Here is a 19,321-nt window from a genome sequence, read left to right as displayed (position 1 = left end):
CATGGCGCGCTGCTACTGCGCAGCGCTGGCCTGCGAGATGCTTCACAACCCGGCGCATAGGCGTTCGCAGAGTGCTCGGGCGGCTGCTAGTCTGCTTATCCCGGATACCAAAAAAGCCATAAGATCCGAGTCGTTATGCTAGGGCGTCTGATAGTTCTCTGCAGTCTGCTGGCCATCACCCCTGCGGTCATGGCCCTGACCATCTACAAGTACACCGATGCCAACGGTGTGGTGACCTATACCGATAAAGCGGCGCCCGGTGCGCAGGTGTTCGTCTTTCGCGACCGTATGGTCGAGCGCCTGGACAACGCGGTGAAGCTGGAAACCAAGAAGCACGAAGCCGGCGAAACCCTGCTGATCCGTAACGACCTGTACGCCCCGGTGCAGATCGAGCTGCGCCTGGAGCAGGTCGACAACGCCATTGGTGTGCCGGATAAGCCGATCAGCTGGGTGTTGCCGCCGCGCAGCAAGATCCGCCTGGCCACTCTCGCTCCGCTCGATGCCAGCAAGCCGCTGCGCTATACGCCGAAACTGCGTTACGCGCTCGGCGACCCGCGCTTGCAGCCCACCGCGCAGCGTTATCCGCTGCCCTGGCGCGGCGGTCCGTTCCGCCTGACCCAGGGCGCCAACGGCAAATACAGCCACTTCACCGCGAAAGGCCGTTACGCGATGGACATCGCCATGCCCGAGGGCACGCCGATTGTCGCGGCGCGTGGCGGCATGGTGGTGAAAACCGAAAACCGTCAGAGCGGGCGCGGCAACAACCCGTCCGGCAACTACGTGCGCATCCTCCACGACGACGGCACCATGGGCGTCTACCTGCACTTGATGCAGGGTTCAGTGAGCGCACGTGAGGGGCAGCGCGTTGCGGCCGGCACGTTCATCGCGCGCTCCGGCAACACCGGCAACAGCACGGGGCCACACTTGCACTTCGTGGTACAGCGCAATGTCGGGTTGGCGCTGGAGTCGATTCCGTTCGACTTCAGCCAGCCGGTCAACAGCCTGCCCAACTTTGCCGTCGGCGGCGAATAGGTCGGTGCAGCCCAACAGCTGGCTGGATGCATCGTTGGGCTTCGTCGCGCAGCTCTTCAGCCCAGCCTACGCGCGTAGGATGGGTTGCGCGAAGCGATACCCATCATCTTCGGCAGCGACTGCTCAGCCACTTCAATCCAGCTTGAGCACCTTGGCCAGGACGATCTTTGGGCCTTTCATCTTCTTGACGATGATGCGCAGGCCGTCGACCTCCAGCACTTCTTCTTCCTCGGGCACGCGCTTGAGGGTTTCGTAGATCAGCCCGGCGAGGGTTTCCGCGTCGATGTGGTCGAGGTCGACGCCGAGTAGGCGTTCGACCTTGAACAGCGGCGTGTCGCCGCGCACCAGCAGTTTGCCCGGCTGGTAGGCGAGGATGCCGCGTTCGGCCTTGCGGTGTTCGTCCTGAATGTCGCCGACCAGGGCTTCCAGCACGTCTTCCATGGTCAGGTAGCCGATCACCTTGCCGTCGGCTTCTTCGACCAGGGCGAAGTGCGAGCCGCCCTTGCGGAACTGCTCCAGCAGGCTGGACAGCGGCATATGCCGGGTCACCCGCTCGATGGGGTGCATCAGTTCGCCGATCTTCAGCGCCGAGGGCAGCATTTCCAGCAGCGACAGGTGCAGCAGCAGGTCTTTGATGTGCAGCACGCCGACAAATTCGCCGCTGTTGTCGTCGTACACCGGGTAGCGGCTGTATTTGTGCCGGCGAAACACGCTGAACACTTCGTCGAGCGCGGCGTTCAGTTCCAGGGCGATCAAGTCTTCACGGGAGTTGGCCCAGTCCACCACTTCCAGTTCGCCCATCTCCACCGCCGAGGCCAGCACGCGCATGTCCTGGTCGCTGGGGTCGCTGGCGCGGCTGGAGTGCAGGATCAGCTTGAGCTCGTCGCGGCTGTAGTGGTGCTCATGGTGCGGCCCCGGCTCGCCTTGGCCGGCGATGCGCAGGATGGCGTTGGCGCTGGCGTTGAGCAGGAAAATCGCCGGGTACATGGCCCAGTAGAACAGGTACAGCGGCGCGGCGGTCCACAGCGAGAGCAACTCGGGTTTGCGGATCGCCCAGGATTTGGGGGCCAGCTCGCCGATCACGATGTGCAGGTAGGAAATGATGGCGAAGGCGGTGAAGAAGGCGATGCCGCTGATCAGCTTCGGCGATTCGATACCGATGGCGCCCAGCAACGGCTCCAGCAGGTGGGCGAAGGCCGGCTCGCCGACCCAGCCGAGGCCGAGTGAGGCCAGGGTGATGCCCAGCTGGCAGGCCGACAGGTAGGCATCCATTTGGTTGTGCACAGTGCGCAGGATATGCCCGCGCCAGCCGTTCTGGGCGGCAATGGCATCGACCTTGGTGGCGCGCAGCCTGACGATGGCGAACTCGGCGGCGACGAAAAAGCCGTTGAGCAGCACCAGGAACAAGGCGAAGAGCACGAGGCCGAAGTCGGCGAAATAGGTGGCGATGGTGTAACTCGGCGAGGGGTCCATTAATCGGTTCGGTAAGCCAATGACCGCTAAAGGGTGGCGGCAGATCTCGGGCTTTGCAAGTGGGCCTTGGCGGTGCCGTGGCTACTGGCCGCGCCGCACCACCTGAATGCTGGGGAAGTGGCAGGTGAAGGTGCTGCCTTGGCCCAGGCTGCTGGCGATGTCCAGGCGTGCGCGGTGACGCAGCAGCACGTGCTTGACGATGGCCAGGCCGAGACCGGTACCGCCGGTATTGCTGGCGCGGCTGGAATCGACCCGGTAGAAACGCTCGGTCAGGCGCGGCAGGTGTTTGGCTTCGATGCCCAGGCCGGTGTCCTGCACCGTCAGGTGCGCGCCGTGCTCGTCGCCCCACCAGCGGATGTGAATTTCGCCGGCGTCCGGGGTGTATTTCACCGCGTTGAACACCAGGTTGGAGAAGGCGCTGCGCAATTCCGTTTCGCTGCCCTTGAGCTTGAGGTGCGGATCGGCCTCCAGGTGGATGCGGTGATGGCGTTCGGCCGACAGCGCCTGGGCGTCGTTCTTGATGCTCAGCAGCAGCAGGTCGACCGCCACCGGCTGGTTGTCCGAGGGGTAGTCGGTGGCTTCCAGCTTGGCCAGCAACAGCAGGTCATTGAGCAGGCTTTGCATGCGTGCGCCTTGCTGTTGCATCTGTTGCAACGCGCGCAGCCAGCGCGGGTTCACCTCGTCGACGTTGTCCAGCAGGGTTTCCAGGTAGCCGGAGATCACCGTCAGCGGCGTGCGCAGTTCGTGGGAGACGTTGGCGACGAAATCCTTACGCATCTGTTCCAGCTGGTGCAGGCGGGTGACGTCGCGCACCAGCATCAGGTGTTCGCGGTTGCCGTATTGGGTGATGTGGAATTGCAGGTGGCGGCGGTTGCTCAGTGGCGAGGGAATGTCCAGCGGTTCGAGGTAGTTGTTGCGCTCGAAATACTCGATGAAGCGCGGGTCGCGCACCAGGTTGGTGATCGACTGACCGCTGTCCTGCGGGGTTTTCAGGCCGAGCAGGGTTTCCGCCGCGCGGTTCCACCATTCCAGGTTGCCGTCGCTGTCGAGCATGATCACCGCGTCTTTCAGCGCCGCCGTGGATTCCTGCACGCGGTCGATCACCGCTTGCAGGCGCCCGCGCACGCGCTGGTCGCGGCGTTGCAGGTGGTAGATGCTGTCGAATACTTCGCCCCACAGCCCGTAGCCGTCGGGCGGCGCTTCGTCCGGCTGATGCTCTTTCAGCCATTTGTGCAGGCGCAGCAGTTGGCTGAGCGTCCAGCCGAGGTAGATGGCCAAGCCGCCGGCCAATACCCAGGCGTATTCGCCGGTGATCAAGCCGAGCAGCAGGCAGGCGCCGACGAGCAACAGCAAGCGGCGCACCACGGCGCCACGCCAGTTCTGATTCACTTGGAAGTCATCCGCCAATCAATCCGTTCTGCCGCCCGTTCCAGGCGGCAATCCTAACCCGCGTTGCCGCAGCGCGGGGCTACTCAGCAGACGCTAACTTTTCGTGGAGAAACGATAGCCGGTGCCGCGTACGGTCTGCACCAGGTTTTCGTAGACCTCGCCGAGGGCCTTGCGCAGGCGGCGGATATGCACGTCGACGGTGCGTTCTTCGACGTAGACGTTGCCGCCCCAGACCTGATCGAGCAACTGGCCACGGGTGTAGGCGCGTTCCTGGTGGGTCATGAAGAATTGCAGCAGGCGGTATTCGGTGGGGCCCATCTCGGCCGGTTTGCCGTCGATGGTCACACGGTGGCTGATCGGGTCGAGCAGCAGCCCGCCGACTTCGATCGGCCCTTCGCTATCGGCCGGGCCGGCGCGACGCAGTACGGCTTTCAGACGGGCGACCAGTTCGCGCGGCGAGAACGGTTTGGTGATGTAGTCGTCGGCGCCGACTTCCAGGCCCTGGATCTTGTTGTCCTCTTCGCCCTTGGCGGTAAGCATGATGATCGGGATGTCGCCGGTCAGCTCGTCGCGCTTCAAGCGGCGGGCCAGCTCGATGCCCGAGGTGCCGGGGAGCATCCAGTCGAGCAGGATCAAGTCGGGCTTGCGGTCGACGATGAGCGCGTGGGCCTGCTGGGTATTCTCCGCCTCCAGGCACTCGTACCCGGCCATTTCCAGCGCCACCGCGATCATTTCGCGGATCGGTGCTTCGTCGTCGACGATCAGAATGTTCTTGCCAACCATGGGTCAAGCCTCGGGTCATCTCGCTGTAATGGGCTGCATTAGATAACGGAATTATTGCAGCGATATGACAAGTGCGCGGCATGACAACAGAAGACGCCGCGGCGGCGAGGGTTGAGTGCCGCGATACCCATCAAGCGCTCGGTGGGTTGCACCGCTACGCGCGCAGGGCGTAATCAAGCACCAGGCCGATGAAAATCGCCAACCCGGCCCAGTGGTTGTGCAGAAAGGCGTTGAAGCAGGCCATCGGCTTGCGGTTGCGTGTCTGCTGGTATTCCCAGGCGAAGCATGCGAGCGCCACCAGCAGGCCGAGGTGGAAATACACGCCCAGCTCGAAACGCGCGCCGGCCAACAGCAGGCACAGCAGCGCCAGGCCTTGCAGGATGGCGATGATCAGGCGGTCGGCGTCGCCAAACAGGATGGCGGTGGATTTCACCCCGATCTTCAGGTCGTCGTCGCGGTCGGCCATGGCGTAGTAGGTGTCGTAGGCCACGGTCCATAGCAGGTTGGCGAGGTACAGCAGCCAGGCTTCGGGCGGCAGGCTGCCGGTCTCGGCGGTGAAGGCCATCGGTATGCCCCAGGAGAACGCCGCGCCCAGCACCACCTGCGGGTAGAAGGTGTAGCGCTTCATAAAGGGGTAGCAGGCGGCCAGGGCCAGGCCGCCGAACGACAGCCAGAGGGTGGTGGCGTTGGTGAACAGCACGAGCACGAAGCTGGCGGCCACCAGTAGCGCGAACAGCAGCAGTGCCTCGCGCGGCTGCACCTTGCCGCTGGCCAGCGGGCGCGCCTGGGTGCGTTTGACGTGGCCGTCGAAGTGGCGATCGGCGTAATCGTTGATCACACAGCCGGCGGCGCGCATGAGGATCACCCCGACCACGAAGATAAACAGGTTTTTCGCGCTCGGTACGCCTTCCGCCGCCACCCACAGCGCCCACAAGGTCGGCCACAGCAGCAGGTACATGCCGATGGGCTTTTCCAGACGCATCAGCTGGATAAAGTCCCAGGCGCGGGGGTGCAGGCGATTGAGCGATTTCAGCAGGCGGGTATACATCGAACGCGTCTCCGGGCGAAGTGCGGCGGATTATACGGGCGATGGCTGTAGAGAGTGGATGGTGCTGATGTCATTCACCGTTACGGACTTTATGGTGCTGTCGGCAATTGTGGGAGGCGCTTTAGCGGCGACTGTCGCGGCTAAAGCCCCTCCCACAATAGCGTTCAGATTTCGATATCCGCCGCGCTCCAGAAGGCTGGTAGAAACACCTCGGCGACCAGCACGCCCAGGGCGCCACGGCTGAAGCACGAGCGCCGTGCCCACAGGCGTTCACCGTGCACTGCGGCGGGCAGCCAGGCGGCGGGGTAACGGCAGGCTTGCAGCAGGCCACGGTCGAAGGCGCGGTCGCTGAACAGCAACTCGCCAAGCGAACGGCTGCCGAGTTGATCCAGGGCCAGGCCTGAGCCTTCCAGGGCGCTGCGCGCCGCCACGCTGCGGGCGAATACCCACGGTTGGCCATGGCCGCGCAGATACACCTCGCGCACCCAGCCCTGGCTGCCGTCGGGCACGCCAAGGGCCGCACATTCGTCGGTGCGCAGGCGCTGCCAGCCTTCGAGCAGGGGGGTGACGCTGAAACCGTCGTGGGACAACGCAGTCAGGCGGCGGGTCAGCGAGTCTTCGTTGAACAGCCAATCGCGCACCACGGCAGCGGGCTGCGGGTGCAACTGGCTGGCGGTCAGCCAGCGCGGCGGATGGGCAAGGGCAGCGTGGGGCACGGCGCGAATTCATCACGGATTGGAAGCGCGCGAGTCTAGCACGGACGTTCGCGGGGACCAGACTACGGCTGCTGCGTAGGGCGGACATGGCGAAGCCTTGTCCGCCTGCGGTTGAACAGGCGGACAAGCCTGGTGGCATGTCCGCTCTACACCATTGCCTACGACCAGCCCTCCAGGCGCATGGTCGCGCGGACCAGGCGCTGTTCTTCCTGTTCGATGTCCTTGAGGTTGTCGCGGATGCTGTGGATATGTTCGCGCGCGGCGCGTTGCGCCTGCTCCGGCAGGCGTTCGATCACCGCGTGGTAGAGGCGCGCATGCTGGCGGTCGATCTGGCGCTTCTGCAACGGCCGGTGGTAGAGGTTGTTGACCGAGGCGAACACCGAGTTGAGCATCAGATCGGTCAGCGATTGCAGGGTGTGCAACAGCACCGGGTTGTGCGAGGCCTCGCAGATCGCCAGGTGGAAGGCGTGGTCGAGGCGCGCATGCTCGCGTGGCTCGAAGCCGCTCGGCTGCGCGTGGGCGGCGAGCATTTCCTCGTAGCGCCGGGTCAGCAGCACGAAGTCCGCCTCGGTGCCGCGTAACGCGGCCAGGCGCGCCGACTCGGCTTCTAGCAGCGCGCGCACTTCCAGCAGGTCGAACAAGGTGCGCGGTTGCGAGCTGAACAGGTGCATCAACGGGCTGGCATCGCGCGGGCCGTTGAGGTTGGCCACGCGCGAGTCGCGGCCCTGGGCGGTTTCGATAATGCCGCGGCCGCGCAGCACCTTGAGGCCCTCGCGCAGCGCCGAGCGGGAAATCCCCAGCTTTTCGCACAGGCGGCGTTCCGACGGCAGCGCTTGGCCGACTTTGAGTACGCCATCGACGATCAGGCGCTCAATGCGCTCGGACACCACATCGCTGACTTGGCGGCGTACTGCCCCCGCTGTTTCCGTCATAACCACACCTCGCTAGCACTGGTAGTACCAATTTTTACGGCATCGACGAACGCTTGCCAATATAGGCGCTTTATCCAGGTCAAATAAGGCTTTCAGGGGAAAAGCGCTGAAAGGTTGTAGAAAGAAACTGGTACTACCAGTGCTTTTTACAATGGACGCTCCAGGCTACGAGGTCTAAACATGCAGGCCACATAAGCAGCCTGGGCGCCCAGTACCCAGGCCGCAAACAATAACAACGCTGCCTGATTGAGCCTGCCATGAGCATTCTGTACGACGAGCGTGTCGACGGTGCGCTGCCCAAAGTCGATAAGCCAGCCCTGCTGGCCGAACTGCAAGCGCGCCTGCCCGACCTGGATGTGCTGCACACCCAGGAAGACCTCAAACCCTACGAATGCGATGGCCTCTCGGCCTATCGCACCACACCGATGCTGGTGGTGCTGCCCGAGCGCCTGGAACAAGTCGAGACCCTGCTGAAGATTTGCCACCAGCGCCAGGTGCCGGTGGTGGCGCGTGGTGCCGGTACCGGTTTGTCCGGCGGCGCGCTGCCGCTGGAGCAGGGCATCCTGCTGGTGCTGGCGCGCTTCAACAAGATTCTTGAAATCGATCCGGCCGGGCGCTTCGCCCGCGTTCAGCCCGGGGTGCGCAACTTGGCGATTTCCCAGGCTGCGGCGCCCTACGGCTTGTACTACGCGCCGGACCCGTCCTCGCAGATTGCCTGCTCGATCGGCGGCAACGTCGCCGAGAACGCCGGTGGCGTGCATTGCCTGAAATACGGCCTGACCGTGCACAACCTGCTCAAGGTCGACATCCTCACGGTCGAAGGCGAGCGCATGACCCTCGGCTCCGATGCCCTGGATTCGCCGGGCTTCGACCTGCTGGCGCTGTTCACCGGCTCGGAAGGCATGCTCGGCATCGTCACCGAGGTCACGGTCAAGCTGCTGCCCAAGCCGCAGGTGGCCAAAGTGCTGCTGGCCAGTTTCAACTCGGTGGAAAAAGCCGGGCGTGCGGTGGGCGACATCATCGCCGCGGGGATCATTCCCGGTGGCCTGGAGATGATGGACAACCTGGCGATTCGCGCCGCCGAAGACTTTATTCGCGCCGGTTACCCGGTGGAAGCCGAGGCCATCCTGCTGTGTGAGTTGGACGGCGTCGAAGCCGATGTGCACGACGAGTGCGAGCGGGTGCGCGCGGTGCTGGAAAAAGCCGGTGCCACCGAAGTGCGCCTGGCCCGCGACGAAGCCGAGCGGGTGAAATTCTGGGCCGGACGCAAGAACGCCTTCCCGGCGGTCGGGCGCATCTCGCCGGACTACTACTGCATGGACGGCACCATTCCGCGTCGCGAGCTGCCGGGCGTGCTCAAAGGCATCGCCGAGCTGTCCGCGGAATACGGCCTGCGCGTGGCCAACGTGTTCCACGCCGGCGACGGCAACATGCACCCGCTGATCCTCTTCGACGCCAACCAGCCGGGTGAGCTGGAACGCGCCGAAGCCATCGGCGGCAAGATTCTCGAACTCTGCGTCAAGGTCGGCGGCAGCATCACCGGCGAGCACGGCGTGGGCCGCGAGAAAATCAACCAGATGTGCGCCCAGTTCAACAGCGACGAGCTGACCCTGTTCCACGCGGTAAAAGCGGCCTTCGATCCGAGCGGCCTGCTCAACCCCGGCAAGAACATCCCGACTCTGCACCGCTGCGCCGAGTTCGGCGCCATGCACGTGCACCACGGCCAGCTGCCGTTCCCCGAACTGGAGCGTTTCTAATGCTTATGCGTCACGACTTCGATGCCAGCGCGGCGCTGCTGGAACAGGTCAACCACGCCCTCAACAATGCCGTGCCGTTGCGCATCCAGGGTGGCAACAGCAAGGCATTCCTCGGCCGCAAGGTCGAGGGCGAGGTGCTCGACACCCGCGCCCACCGCGGCATCGTCAGCTACGACCCGACCGAGCTGGTGATTACCGCCCGCACCGGCACACCGTTGAGCGAGTTGGAGGCGGTGCTGAATGAGGCCGGGCAAATGCTTACCTGCGAGCCGCCGCACTTCGGTGCCGGCGCCACGGTTGGCGGCATGCTCGCGACCGGGCTGTCCGGGCCGCGTCGGCCGTGGTCCGGCGCGGTGCGCGACATGGTACTCGGCACACGGCTGATCACCGGGTTTGGCAAGCACCTGCGTTTTGGCGGCGAGGTGATGAAAAACGTTGCCGGTTACGACCTCTCGCGTTTGCTCAGCGGCAGCTTTGGCTGCCTCGGGGTGCTCACCGAAGTATCGCTCAAGGTGCTGCCCAAACCGCGCCAGTGCATCAGCCTGCGCGTGGAAATGGACGCCGCCCTGGCCCTGCAGAGGCTGGCCAAATGGGGTCAGCAACCGCTGCCGCTGAGCGCCGCCAGCCATGACGGGCGGGCCCTGCACCTGCGCCTGGAAGGCGGCGAAGGCTCGGTAGCCGCAGCCCGCGAACGCCTCGGCGGGGACGTGCTGGACGACCGCTACTGGAGCGATCTGAACGAACAGCGCCTGGATTTCTTCGCCGACGCGCGGCCGCTGTGGCGCCTGTCGCTGCCGAACAACAGCGGCCTGCTGGAGCTGCCGGGCGAGCAACTGATCGACTGGGGCGGTGCCCAGCGCTGGCTGAAATCGGACGCCGATGCCGCGCTGATCCGCGCGGTTGTCGGTGCGGTCGGCGGGCATGCCACCTGCTTCAGCGCCGGCCACTGCGACACCCCGTTCCAGCCGCTGAGCGCGCCGCTGCTGCGTTATCACCGCCAGTTGAAAGCCCAGCTCGACCCACAAGGGATCTTCAACTCCGGCCGCCTGTACGCAGAGATTTAAGCCATGCAAACCAACTTGAGTGAACAGGCCAAGCAACTGCCGCGCGGCGAAGAGGCCGAAAGCATCCTGCGCTCGTGCGTGCATTGCGGCTTCTGCAACGCCACCTGCCCGACCTATCAACTGCTCGGCGACGAGCTGGACGGTCCGCGTGGGCGCATCTACCTGATCAAACAGGTGCTCGAAGGCAATCAAGTCACCGCCAAGACCCAATTGCACCTGGACCGTTGCCTGACCTGCCGCAACTGCGAAACCACCTGCCCGTCCGGCGTGCAGTACCACAACCTGCTGGATATCGGCCGCGCGGTGGTCGATGCCGCCGTGCCGCGGCCGCTCGGCGAACGGGTGCTGCGCGAAAGCCTGCGTGCGCTGGTGCCGCGCCCGGCGCTGTTCAGCGCGCTGACCCAGGTGGGCCAGGTGTTCCGCCCGCTGTTGCCGGCCAGCCTGAAAAACAAACTGCCGCGCGACATCCGTGTGGCCAAAGCGCGGCCGTTGCCGCAACACGGTCGGCGTGTGCTGATGCTCGAAGGCTGCGTGCAGCCGGGGCTGTCGCCGAATACCAACGCGGCCACCGCGCGGGTGCTCGATCGCCTGGGTATCAGCGTTACCGCGGTGCGCGAGGCCGGTTGCTGCGGCGCCGTGGACTACCACCTGAATGCCCAGGAGCAAGGTTTGCAACGGGCGCGGCGCAACATCGACGCCTGGTGGCCGGCCATCGAAGTGGGCGCCGAAGCCATCGTGCAGACCGCCAGCGGCTGTGGCGCCTTCGTCAAGGATTACGCGCACATGCTCAAGGATGACCCGGCCTACGCGGCGAAAGCCGAGCGCGTCAGCGCTCTGGCCAAGGACCTGGTGGAAGTGCTGCGCGCCGAGCCGGTCGAACAGCTCGGCGTGCGCAGCGACCTGCGCCTGGCCTTCCATTGCCCGTGCACCTTGCAGCACGCACAGAAGCTCGGTGGCGCGGTCGAGGACGTGCTCTCGCGTCTCGGCTTCCACCTCACCGCCGTGCCCGACAGCCACCTGTGCTGCGGCTCGGCCGGCACCTATTCGCTGACCCAGCCGGAGCTGTCCATGCAGCTGCGCGACAACAAGATGAACGCCCTGGAAAGCGGCAAGCCGGAGGTGATCGTCACCGCCAACATCGGCTGCCAAACCCACCTCGATGGCGCCGGCCGCACCCCCGTGCGGCACTGGATCGAGCTGGTCGAAGAAGCCCTGAATTAATCGGAGACATAACGTATGCACAGCAAAGCCGTACTCAGCCAGACCGAAGTCACCCGCATCCTCAGCGCCGCCCGCGCCGAAGCGCAGCGCAACAACTGGGCGGTATCGATTGCCGTGGTCGACGACGGCGGCCACCCCTTGGCCCTCGAACGTCTCGACGGTTGCGCGCCGATCGGCGCCTACATCGCCAGCGAAAAAGCACGCACCTCGGCCCTCGGCCGCCGCGAGTCGAAAGGCTACGAAGACATGGTCAACGGCGGCCGCAGCGCCTTCTTGTCCGCCCCGCTGCTGACCTCGCTGGAAGGCGGTGTGCCGGTACTGGTCGACGGTCAGGTGGTGGGCGCCATTGGCGTGTCCGGCGTGAAAGCCGATCAGGATGCGCAAGTGGCCAACGCCGGCGCGCAGAGCCTGGCCTGAATTGAACCCTGAGCCGGCACCGTGGGTGTCGGTGGCGTGGACAGCGCCTCATCCCCGCCGCTCTCGCAGAGGGCGAGGGGCGAACTAATTTGGAGAACCGAAGATGAGCGATCGCGTGACTATCCAGCGCCTGCAAGTGGCCACTAACCTGCAGCGTTTCGTCGATGAAGAAGTGCTGCCGGGCACGGGGCTGGTGCGCGAAGCGTTCTGGGCCGGGTTCGACGCCCTGGTCCACGAGCTGGCGCCGCAGAACCGCGCGTTGCTGGCCGAGCGCGATCGCCTGCAGGTCGAACTGGACACCTGGCACCGCGCCCATCCGGGGCCGGTGACCGACATGCCGGCCTACCGCGCCTTCCTCGAAACCATCGGCTACCTGCTGCCGCAACCGGCGGTGGTGCAGGCCAGCACCGTCAACGTCGACAGTGAGATCAGCAGCCAGGCCGGCCCGCAGCTGGTGGTGCCGGTGATGAACGCGCGCTACGCGCTGAACGCCGCCAACGCCCGCTGGGGCTCGCTGTACGACGCGCTGTACGGCACCGATGCGATCAGTGAAGACGGCGGCGCGGCAAAGGGCGCGGGCTACAACCAGGTCCGCGGCGACAAGGTGATCGCCTTCGCGCGCGCCTTCCTCGACCAGGCCGCGCCGCTGGCCAGCGGTTCGCACGTCGACGCCCAGCGTTATCAGGTGATCGACGGCCAGTTGCAGGTGAGCCTGGCGAATGGCAAGCAGAGCGCGCTCAAGCAGCCGGAAAAATTCGTCGGCCATCAGGGCGACGCGCTGCAACCGCAAGCCGTACTGCTGAAGAACCACGGCCTGCACGTGGAAATCCAGATCGACCCGCACAGCCCGATCGGCCGCACCGACGCCGCCGGGGTCAAAGACCTGCTGATGGAAGCGGCGCTGTCGACCATTCTCGATTGCGAAGATTCGGTCGCCGCCGTGGATGCCGACGACAAGGTGGTGATCTACCGCAACTGGCTCGGCCTGATGAAGGGCGACCTGAGCGAAGAGCTGGACAAGGGCGGCAAGCGCATCACCCGTCGGCTCAACCCGGACCGCGAATACACCGCCGCCGATGGCTCCAGCCTGAGCCTGCACGGCCGTTCGCTGCTGTTCGTGCGCAACGTCGGTCACCTGATGAGTAACCCGGCGATCCTCGACGGCGAAGGCCACGAGATCCCCGAAGGTATTCTCGACGGCGTGATGACCAGCCTGATCGCCCTGCACGATCTCCAGCGCCGCGGCAATTCGCGCACTGGCAGCGTCTACATCGTCAAACCGAAGATGCACGGCCCGGCCGAAGTGGCCTTCGCCGACCTGTTGTTCAGCCGCATCGAAGACCTTCTCGGCGTGCCGCGCCACACCCTGAAGATGGGCATCATGGACGAGGAGCGGCGTACCAGCGCCAACCTCAAGGCCTGCATCGCCGCCGCGCGCGCGCGGGTGGCGTTCATCAACACCGGCTTCCTCGACCGCACCGGCGACGAGATGCACACGGCCATGGAAGCCGGCGCGATGCTGCGCAAGGGCGACATGAAAACCAGCAAATGGATTCAGGCCTACGAGCGCAACAACGTGCTGGTCGGCCTGGCCTGTGGCCTGCGCGGCAAGGCACAGATCGGCAAGGGCATGTGGGCCATGCCCGACCTGATGGCCGACATGCTGGTGCAGAAGATCGGTCACCCGAAAGCCGGTGCCAACACCGCCTGGGTGCCGTCGCCGACCGCCGCAGCCCTGCATGCCCTGCATTACCACCAGGTAGACGTGCAGGCCGTGCAGCGCGAGCTGGAACTGATCGATCTGAACGCCCAGCGCGACAGCCTGCTGAATGACCTGCTGAACGTGCCGGTGGCCGCCGAGCGTAATTGGAGCGCGGCGGATATCCAGCAGGAACTGGACAACAACTGCCAGGGCATCCTCGGTTATGTGGTGCGTTGGGTCGAGCAGGGCGTCGGCTGCTCCAAGGTGCCGGACATCCACAACGTCGGCCTGATGGAAGACCGCGCCACCCTGCGTATTTCCAGCCAACACATCGCCAACTGGCTGCACCACGGCGTGGTCAGCCGCGAACTGGTCGAGGCCAGCCTGCAACGCATGGCCAAGGTGGTCGATCAGCAAAACGCCGGCGACCCGTTGTACCGGCCGATGGCGGCGAATTACAGCGCTTCGGCGGCGTTCCAGGCTGCCTGCGACTTGGTGTTCAAGGGCCGCGAGCAGCCCAGTGGCTACACCGAGCCGCTGCTGCACGCCTGGCGTTTGCGCTTCAAGCAGCAGGCCTGAGCACGCCCGAACTGTACGAGGGGCTTGCGCCGCGACTGGCGGCTAAAGCCTTCCCCACACGTGTAGAGCCCCTGTGTTGGTGGGGGCGCAGTACAACCGGCCCCGACAGCCCATGGCTGTCGGGGCTATCGAGCATGAGCGCGGCGGCGGGCAATCCCTGCCGACGCGCCTCGCGGAGCGCAGGTGTCGATGCGCTCCCGATGCGTGGCGCCGGGTACCCCCGGAAAACTGTGGTTCACAAAAAGAAAAAGGAACCAACCCATGAGTCAAACACTGCTGTCCATCCTGGCCTTTGTGCCGCTGGTGCTGGCGGGTGTGCTGCTGATCGGCTTTCGCTGGCCAGCCAAGTACGCCATGCCGGTGGTCTTCCTGCTTACGGCAATCATTGGCCTGACGGCCTGGGACATGTCCCTCAACCGGGTCATCGCCTCCAGTTTGCAAGGGCTGATCCTCACCGCAGCGATCCTCTGGATCATCTTCGGCGCAATCCTGCTGCTCAACACCCTCAAGCATTCCGGCGGCATCAGCGCGATTCGCCGAGGTTTTTCCAATATCAGCCCGGACCGTCGGGTGCAGGCGCTGATCGTCGCCTGGCTGTTCGGCTGCTTCATCGAAGGGGCTTCGGGCTTCGGTACGCCGGCTGCCGTGGCCGCGCCGCTGTTGGTCGCGCTCGGCTTCCCGGCACTGGCCGCGGTGGTCCTGGGCATGATGGTGCAATCCACGCCGGTGTCCTTCGGCGCCGTCGGTACGCCGATTCTGGTAGGGGTGGGTTCCGGTCTGGACAAGACTGGCCTCAGCGCACAACTGCTGGCGGTCGGTAGCGACTGGGAAACCTTCTTCCACCTGATCTTCTCGCGTGTGGCGATCACCCACGGCCTGATCGGCATTCTCATGCCGCTGATCATGCTGATGATCATGACCCGCTTCTTCGGCAAGAATCAGTCCTGGAAAGAAGGCCTGGTGATGGCGCCGTTCGCCATCTTTACCGGCATCAGCTTCGTCGTGCCGTACATGGCGGCGGGCGTGTTCCTCGGCCCGGAATTCCCGTCGATGATCGGTGCTCTGGTGGGTCTGGCCATCGTAATCCCGGCGGCCAAAGCCGGCTTCCTGTTGCCGAAAGACACCTGGGATTTCGCCGAGGCGAAAGACTGGCCGATCGAGTGGATGGGTTCGATCGAGATGAAACTCGACGAAATGGCCGTCGGCAAGAAGCCGATCTCGGTGGCCATGGCTTGGGCGCCGTACCTGCTGCTCGCCGCTTTCCTGGTGGTGTCGCGGATTTTCCCGGAACTCAAAGCGGCGATGTTGTCGGTCAGCTTCGGCTGGAAAGACATCCTCGGTGAAACCGGCGTGTCCGGCACCCTGGAACCGCTGTACCTACCGGGCGGCATCCTGTGCATGGTGGTGCTGGTGACCTTCTTCCTGCACCGCATGCAATTCGCCGAGCTGAAAGCGGCGGTCAGCGAGTCGAGCAAGACCCTGCTGGGGGCTGGCTTCGTGCTGATCTTCACCATTCCGATGGTGCGCATCCTGATCAACTCGGGGGTCAACGCCTCCGATCTGATGTCGATGCCGGTGGCCATGGCGCAGTTGGTGGCGGACAGCGTGGGCGGCGTGTATCCGTTCTTCGCCCCCGCAGTCGGTGCCCTGGGCGCCTTTATCGCCGGCTCCAACACCGTGTCCAACCTGATGCTCTCGCAGTTCCAGTTCAACGCCGCCGGCCTGCTCGGGGTCTCCGGGGCAATGATGGTGGCCGCGCAATCGGTGGGTGCGGCAGCGGGCAATATGATCGCCATTCACAACGTGGTTGCCGCGTCGGCCACCGTGGGCCTGCTCGGCCGTGAAGGCATCACCTTGCGCAAAACCATGTTGCCGACGCTCTACTATCTCCTGGCCGCCGGCAGCCTGACCATGATTGCCATGTATGGCATGGGCATCACCGATCCTCTGGTGGTCACGCCTTAAGCGCTAATGCACTGCCCCTGCGGGCTGCGCTCGCCGGGGCATGCAATTGTTGCTGCCTGGATACCTGTAGCTGCCCGCCGTTCGGCGGGCAGCACCCGACTTTGGTTGGCCCGCCAGCGGGCGGCATTCGTCGCCCGGCGGCTTGGCGCACCTGCACATTTGCGGTAGCGTGCCCCGCGCAATACCGTGAGATTCGCCAGAGGTAGTTATGAAGAAGTGGCAATGTGTGGTCTGTGGGCTGATTTACGACGAGCGCCAGGGCTGGCCCGATGAAGGCATCGTCGCCGGCACCCGCTGGGAAGACGTACCGGCCGACTGGCTTTGTCCGGACTGCGGCGTGGGCAAGATGGATTTCGAGATGATCGAAATCGCCTGATCCCCAGAATTGAAAACGGCGGCCCTGGCCGCCGTTTTTATTGGCTCTGTACCCGTTAACTGTTGCTGCGGACCAACCCCTCAGCGGCTTTAACCGCGGAAAAGCGCCAGGTTTGGCAGCATTTCGCGGATAACTCCGCACCCAGGAGCCGTGCGGCGGCTGGGTAGGAGGGGCCTTGGCCGCGAGCTCTTTGGGCTTCAGCAGTGCTGCTCGCGGTCAAGATCGCTCCCACAAAAGCCTGACTGCTCATACAGCACGTAATGGGGACAAAGTCTTTTTATTGGCTCTGATCGACCGCGCGGGTCGGCCGATCCGCTGCCGGGGTAGGCCTGGCCAAGCTTGGCGCAGGGCCGCTAATTGGAGTAGGTTCAGTAAGAATTTCCGCCGTGCGGAGGCCAACATGCGCAAGTGGCAATGCGTGGTCTGCGGCTTTATCTATGACGAAGCCGCAGGCCTTCCCGAGGAGGGCATCGCGCCCGGTACCGCCTGGGAAGATATTCCCGGCGATTGGCTGTGTCCGGATTGTGGTGTCGGCAAAATCGATTTCGAGATGATCGAAATCACCTGAATCGCCCGCCCAACGCGTGGTCGGCGACCCTATACGCAACCCCCTACTGTATGAGGCGGCCAGCCGACTGGCGCGTCGAGTTGATGAGCAAGGAGTGGAACATGAGTGCACCCGTGGTGATCGTCGGGACCGGCTTGGCCGGCTACAACCTGGCGCGGGAATTTCGCAAGCTGGACAGCGTCACCCCGTTGCTGTTGATCACCGCCGATGACGGGCGCTCGTACTCCAAGCCGATGCTCTCCACCGGCTTCGCCAAAAACAAGGACGCCGATGGCCTGAGCATGGCCGAGCCGGGCGCCATGGCCGAGCAGCTCAACGCTGAAATTCGCACCCATACGCGCATCAGCGGTATCGATGCCGGGCACCGGCAACTGTGGCTCGGCGAGGAAGCCGTCGCCTATCGCGACTTGGTGCTGGCGTGGGGCGCCGAAGTGATTCGGGTGCCGGTGGAAGGCGATGCGCAGGACGCGATCTTCCCGATCAACGATCTGGAAGACTACGCGCGCTTTCGCTGCGCCTCGGCCGGAAAAACACGCGTGCTGCTGCTCGGTGCCGGCCTGATCGGCTGCGAGTTCGCCAACGACCTGACGCTCGGTGGCTATCAGGTCGAACTGGTCGCGCCCTGCGAGCAGGTGATGCCCGGCCTGCTGCACCCGGCGGCGGCCGCGGCGGTGCAGGCCGGGCTGGAAAGCCTTGGTGCGCGCTTCCACCTCGGGCCGCTGTTGGCCAGCCTCAATCATGCCACCGACGGCCTCCAGGCGCGGCTGTCCGACGGCACGTCGATCACGTGCGACCTGGTGTTGTCGGCAGTCGGTCTGCGGCCACGGATCGAGTTGGCCGCCGCCGCTGGCTTGGCGGTCAACCGCGGGGTGATGGTCGACCGCCAGCTGCGCACCTCCCACGCGCATATCTATGCCCTGGGCGATTGCGCCGAAGTCGATGGCCTCAACCTGCTGTACGTCATGCCGCTGATGAACTGCGCGCGCGCGCTGGCACAGACCCTGGCCGGCACGCCGACCGCAGTCAGCTACGGGGCCATGCCGGTCACCGTGAAAACCCCGGTCTGCCCTCTGGTGGTCTCGCCGCCGCCGCGCGGCATGCAGGGCGAATGGAGCGTCGAAGGCAGCGCCGGCAACATCAAGGCGCTGTGCCACGATGCCTCTGGCGCGCTGCTTGGCTACGCCCTCACGGGTACCGCTGTGCAGGAGAAATTGGCCCTGAATAAGCAGCTTCCCGCGCTATTGGCGTGAATGCCGGGCGTTCTGTCGGATACGCCACAAAATTGCCCGCTTAAACTGTCGGGCAACACTGGCGCAGGCCTAAATCACATGCCATCCTCCGTCAGTCTGCCGCAGCGCAGAGCTGTTGCGGCGCCTTGGGCGCTGTTCTGGAAGAGCAGCACGGACACAACAACAACAAACCGTCAAAGGGGCATTTATGCGTAAACCGGAACTCGCCGCGGCCATCGCTGAAAAAGCGGATCTGAGTAAAGATCAGGCCAATCGTGTACTCAACGCCGTGCTTGAAGAAATCACCGGCGCACTGAACCGCAAGGACAGTGTGACCCTGGTAGGTTTCGGCACTTTTGTGCAGCGCCACCGTGGTGCGCGCACTGGTAAAAACCCACAAACCGGTCAGCCGGTAAAGATCAAAGCCAGCAACACCGTCGCCTTCAAGCCGGGCAAGTCCTTGAAAGACGCGGTCAACTGAGCCTCGCCAGCCCGGAGCCGCTCGGCTCCGGGTGTTCCGCCGAAGAGTGTGCAGGCCAGGCTTTAGGTCGGCTGTAGTCTCTGCGGCAAACCGCTACAATGCGCCGCCGTTTCCCTTCCCCCGCCGAGGCCGTGCGCATGAAATTTCGTTTTCTCCTGTGGATGCTGGGTCGCCTGATGGCCAAGGCCAGCCGTGAAAACCCCGCTTTTCAGCAGCAACTGGTCGACCGCGACATGGTGTTCCAACTGCACACTCTGGATGGCAAGATCGCCCGCCATTTTATCGTCAAAGACCAGCGCATCAGCAGCAAGCGTGGCCCGGCTAGCGAGCCGGCGTTCGCCTTGGGTTTCAAGGACGGCGCCTACGGCTTCGCCACCATGAGCGCGAAGAACAAGCAGTTGGCCTTTATGCAGGGCATCCAGAACAAGGACATCCAGATTCAGGGCAACCCGGCGTTGGTGCTGTGGTTCCAGGGGTTGACCAAGTACCTGATGCCGAAGAAAAACAGCCCCGAGAAAAAAGCGGCCTGACGCCCATTGTCGGGTGTCGCCGCTGGCCGGCGCGCGCCTCATTGGTTAGGCTGGGCGGA

At 64.6% G+C, this 19,321-nt stretch carries 18 protein-coding genes; 12 read left to right on the top strand and 6 right to left on the bottom strand.

Annotated elements, in window-relative coordinates:
* The first annotated feature begins 135 nt into the window (after nucleotides 1–135).
* The gene (locus B3M58_RS08205) at nucleotides 136–1,032 is read left to right on the top strand and encodes a peptidoglycan DD-metalloendopeptidase family protein (protein WP_296218221.1); all 897 of its coding nucleotides are present in this window, start codon (nucleotides 136–138) and stop codon (nucleotides 1,030–1,032) included.
* A gap of 132 nt (nucleotides 1,033–1,164) precedes the next feature.
* Here B3M58_RS08205 and B3M58_RS08200 read toward each other — a convergent pair whose 3' ends face one another.
* The 6 genes from B3M58_RS08200 to glcC form a co-directional block, all read right to left on the bottom strand.
* Nucleotides 1,165–2,505, bottom strand: a complete 1,341-nt coding sequence (locus tag B3M58_RS08200; RefSeq protein ID WP_296218220.1) for a hemolysin family protein — start codon at nucleotides 2,503–2,505, stop codon at nucleotides 1,165–1,167.
* An 81-nt stretch (nucleotides 2,506–2,586) separates the two neighbouring features.
* The gene (gene phoR, locus B3M58_RS08195; RefSeq protein WP_296218218.1) at nucleotides 2,587–3,894 is read right to left on the bottom strand and encodes a phosphate regulon sensor histidine kinase PhoR; all 1,308 of its coding nucleotides are present in this window, start codon (nucleotides 3,892–3,894) and stop codon (nucleotides 2,587–2,589) included.
* Nucleotides 3,895–3,987: 93 nt separating this feature from the next.
* The gene (phoB, locus tag B3M58_RS08190) at nucleotides 3,988–4,677 is read right to left on the bottom strand and encodes a phosphate regulon transcriptional regulator PhoB (protein ID WP_296218216.1); all 690 of its coding nucleotides are present in this window, start codon (nucleotides 4,675–4,677) and stop codon (nucleotides 3,988–3,990) included.
* A 154-nt stretch (nucleotides 4,678–4,831) separates the two neighbouring features.
* On the bottom strand, nucleotides 4,832–5,725 hold the full coding sequence (gene ubiA / locus B3M58_RS08185) for a 4-hydroxybenzoate octaprenyltransferase (protein WP_296218214.1): 894 nt from the start codon (nucleotides 5,723–5,725) through the stop codon (nucleotides 4,832–4,834).
* 164 nt (nucleotides 5,726–5,889) lie between these two features.
* Nucleotides 5,890–6,441 carry a chorismate--pyruvate lyase family protein gene (locus B3M58_RS08180; protein WP_296218213.1) on the bottom strand — a complete coding sequence of 184 codons (552 nt, stop codon included), beginning with the start codon at nucleotides 6,439–6,441 and terminating at the stop codon, nucleotides 5,890–5,892.
* A 158-nt stretch (nucleotides 6,442–6,599) separates the two neighbouring features.
* Nucleotides 6,600–7,373, bottom strand: a complete 774-nt coding sequence (gene glcC, locus B3M58_RS08175) for a transcriptional regulator GlcC (protein WP_296218212.1) — start codon at nucleotides 7,371–7,373, stop codon at nucleotides 6,600–6,602.
* A gap of 257 nt (nucleotides 7,374–7,630) precedes the next feature.
* On the opposite strand from glcC, the gene glcD reads away from it, so the two are divergent.
* The 11 genes from glcD to B3M58_RS08120 all read left to right on the top strand — a co-directional run bounded on the left by glcD (nucleotide 7,631) and on the right by B3M58_RS08120 (nucleotide 19,262).
* Nucleotides 7,631–9,130: a glycolate oxidase subunit GlcD gene (gene glcD / locus B3M58_RS08170; RefSeq protein ID WP_296218211.1), complete on the top strand. Its 1,500-nt coding sequence runs from the start codon at nucleotides 7,631–7,633 to the stop codon at nucleotides 9,128–9,130.
* A 5-nt stretch (nucleotides 9,131–9,135) separates the two neighbouring features.
* On the top strand, nucleotides 9,136–10,194 hold the full coding sequence (gene glcE, locus B3M58_RS08165; protein WP_296218256.1) for a glycolate oxidase subunit GlcE: 1,059 nt from the start codon (nucleotides 9,136–9,138) through the stop codon (nucleotides 10,192–10,194).
* Nucleotides 10,195–10,197: 3 nt separating this feature from the next.
* Nucleotides 10,198–11,415: a glycolate oxidase subunit GlcF gene (gene glcF / locus B3M58_RS08160; protein WP_296218209.1), complete on the top strand. Its 1,218-nt coding sequence runs from the start codon at nucleotides 10,198–10,200 to the stop codon at nucleotides 11,413–11,415.
* A 15-nt stretch (nucleotides 11,416–11,430) separates the two neighbouring features.
* Complete coding sequence (locus B3M58_RS08155; RefSeq protein ID WP_296218208.1) at nucleotides 11,431–11,832, top strand: heme-binding protein; 402 nt, start codon at nucleotides 11,431–11,433, stop codon at nucleotides 11,830–11,832.
* A gap of 103 nt (nucleotides 11,833–11,935) precedes the next feature.
* Nucleotides 11,936–14,113, top strand: coding sequence for a malate synthase G (locus B3M58_RS08150; protein ID WP_296218207.1), 2,178 nt, complete (start codon nucleotides 11,936–11,938; stop codon nucleotides 14,111–14,113).
* Between the two features lie 261 nt (nucleotides 14,114–14,374).
* Nucleotides 14,375–16,078 (top strand): L-lactate permease, encoded by a 1,704-nt coding sequence (locus tag B3M58_RS08145; RefSeq protein ID WP_296218205.1) that lies wholly within the window; start codon nucleotides 14,375–14,377, stop codon nucleotides 16,076–16,078.
* A gap of 208 nt (nucleotides 16,079–16,286) precedes the next feature.
* Nucleotides 16,287–16,454, top strand: coding sequence for a rubredoxin (locus tag B3M58_RS08140; RefSeq protein ID WP_296218203.1), 168 nt, complete (start codon nucleotides 16,287–16,289; stop codon nucleotides 16,452–16,454).
* Nucleotides 16,455–16,854: 400 nt separating this feature from the next.
* A complete protein-coding gene (locus B3M58_RS08135; protein ID WP_296218202.1) occupies nucleotides 16,855–17,022 on the top strand; it encodes a rubredoxin in 168 nt (55 codons plus the stop codon).
* Nucleotides 17,023–17,123: 101 nt separating this feature from the next.
* Nucleotides 17,124–18,272, top strand: a complete 1,149-nt coding sequence (locus B3M58_RS08130) for an NAD(P)/FAD-dependent oxidoreductase (protein WP_296218200.1) — start codon at nucleotides 17,124–17,126, stop codon at nucleotides 18,270–18,272.
* A gap of 187 nt (nucleotides 18,273–18,459) precedes the next feature.
* Nucleotides 18,460–18,732 carry an HU family DNA-binding protein gene (locus tag B3M58_RS08125; RefSeq protein WP_296218198.1) on the top strand — a complete coding sequence of 91 codons (273 nt, stop codon included), beginning with the start codon at nucleotides 18,460–18,462 and terminating at the stop codon, nucleotides 18,730–18,732.
* Nucleotides 18,733–18,869: 137 nt separating this feature from the next.
* Complete coding sequence (locus tag B3M58_RS08120; RefSeq protein ID WP_296218195.1) at nucleotides 18,870–19,262, top strand: helicase; 393 nt, start codon at nucleotides 18,870–18,872, stop codon at nucleotides 19,260–19,262.
* The last annotated feature ends 59 nt before the right edge of the window (nucleotides 19,263–19,321 follow it).

The sequence above is a fragment of the Pseudomonas sp. UBA2684 genome (genome assembly GCA_002354655.1).
GTDB lineage: Bacteria > Pseudomonadota > Gammaproteobacteria > Pseudomonadales > Pseudomonadaceae > Aquipseudomonas.
Note: the sequence above shows the minus strand (reverse complement) of the source record. Positions and strands in the feature narration are given on the sequence as shown.

What these genes read in the sequence shown, in the direction of transcription:
- B3M58_RS08205 (WP_296218221.1), top strand. Translation starts at nt 136, where the DNA reads ATGCTAGGGCGTCTGATAGTTCTCTGCAGTCTGCTGGCCATCACCCCT.
- B3M58_RS08200 (WP_296218220.1), bottom strand. Translation starts at nt 2,505, where the DNA reads ATGGACCCCTCGCCGAGTTACACCATCGCCACCTATTTCGCCGACTTC.
- phoB (WP_296218216.1), bottom strand. Translation starts at nt 4,677, where the DNA reads ATGGTTGGCAAGAACATTCTGATCGTCGACGACGAAGCACCGATCCGC.
- ubiA (WP_296218214.1), bottom strand. Translation starts at nt 5,725, where the DNA reads ATGTATACCCGCCTGCTGAAATCGCTCAATCGCCTGCACCCCCGCGCC.
- glcC (WP_296218212.1), bottom strand. Translation starts at nt 7,373, where the DNA reads ATGACGGAAACAGCGGGGGCAGTACGCCGCCAAGTCAGCGATGTGGTG.
- glcD (WP_296218211.1), top strand. Translation starts at nt 7,631, where the DNA reads ATGAGCATTCTGTACGACGAGCGTGTCGACGGTGCGCTGCCCAAAGTC.
- glcE (WP_296218256.1), top strand. Translation starts at nt 9,136, where the DNA reads ATGCGTCACGACTTCGATGCCAGCGCGGCGCTGCTGGAACAGGTCAAC.
- glcF (WP_296218209.1), top strand. Translation starts at nt 10,198, where the DNA reads ATGCAAACCAACTTGAGTGAACAGGCCAAGCAACTGCCGCGCGGCGAA.
- B3M58_RS08155 (WP_296218208.1), top strand. Translation starts at nt 11,431, where the DNA reads ATGCACAGCAAAGCCGTACTCAGCCAGACCGAAGTCACCCGCATCCTC.
- B3M58_RS08150 (WP_296218207.1), top strand. Translation starts at nt 11,936, where the DNA reads ATGAGCGATCGCGTGACTATCCAGCGCCTGCAAGTGGCCACTAACCTG.
- B3M58_RS08145 (WP_296218205.1), top strand. Translation starts at nt 14,375, where the DNA reads ATGAGTCAAACACTGCTGTCCATCCTGGCCTTTGTGCCGCTGGTGCTG.
- B3M58_RS08140 (WP_296218203.1), top strand. Translation starts at nt 16,287, where the DNA reads ATGAAGAAGTGGCAATGTGTGGTCTGTGGGCTGATTTACGACGAGCGC.
- B3M58_RS08135 (WP_296218202.1), top strand. Translation starts at nt 16,855, where the DNA reads ATGCGCAAGTGGCAATGCGTGGTCTGCGGCTTTATCTATGACGAAGCC.
- B3M58_RS08130 (WP_296218200.1), top strand. Translation starts at nt 17,124, where the DNA reads ATGAGTGCACCCGTGGTGATCGTCGGGACCGGCTTGGCCGGCTACAAC.
- B3M58_RS08125 (WP_296218198.1), top strand. Translation starts at nt 18,460, where the DNA reads ATGCGTAAACCGGAACTCGCCGCGGCCATCGCTGAAAAAGCGGATCTG.
- B3M58_RS08120 (WP_296218195.1), top strand. Translation starts at nt 18,870, where the DNA reads ATGAAATTTCGTTTTCTCCTGTGGATGCTGGGTCGCCTGATGGCCAAG.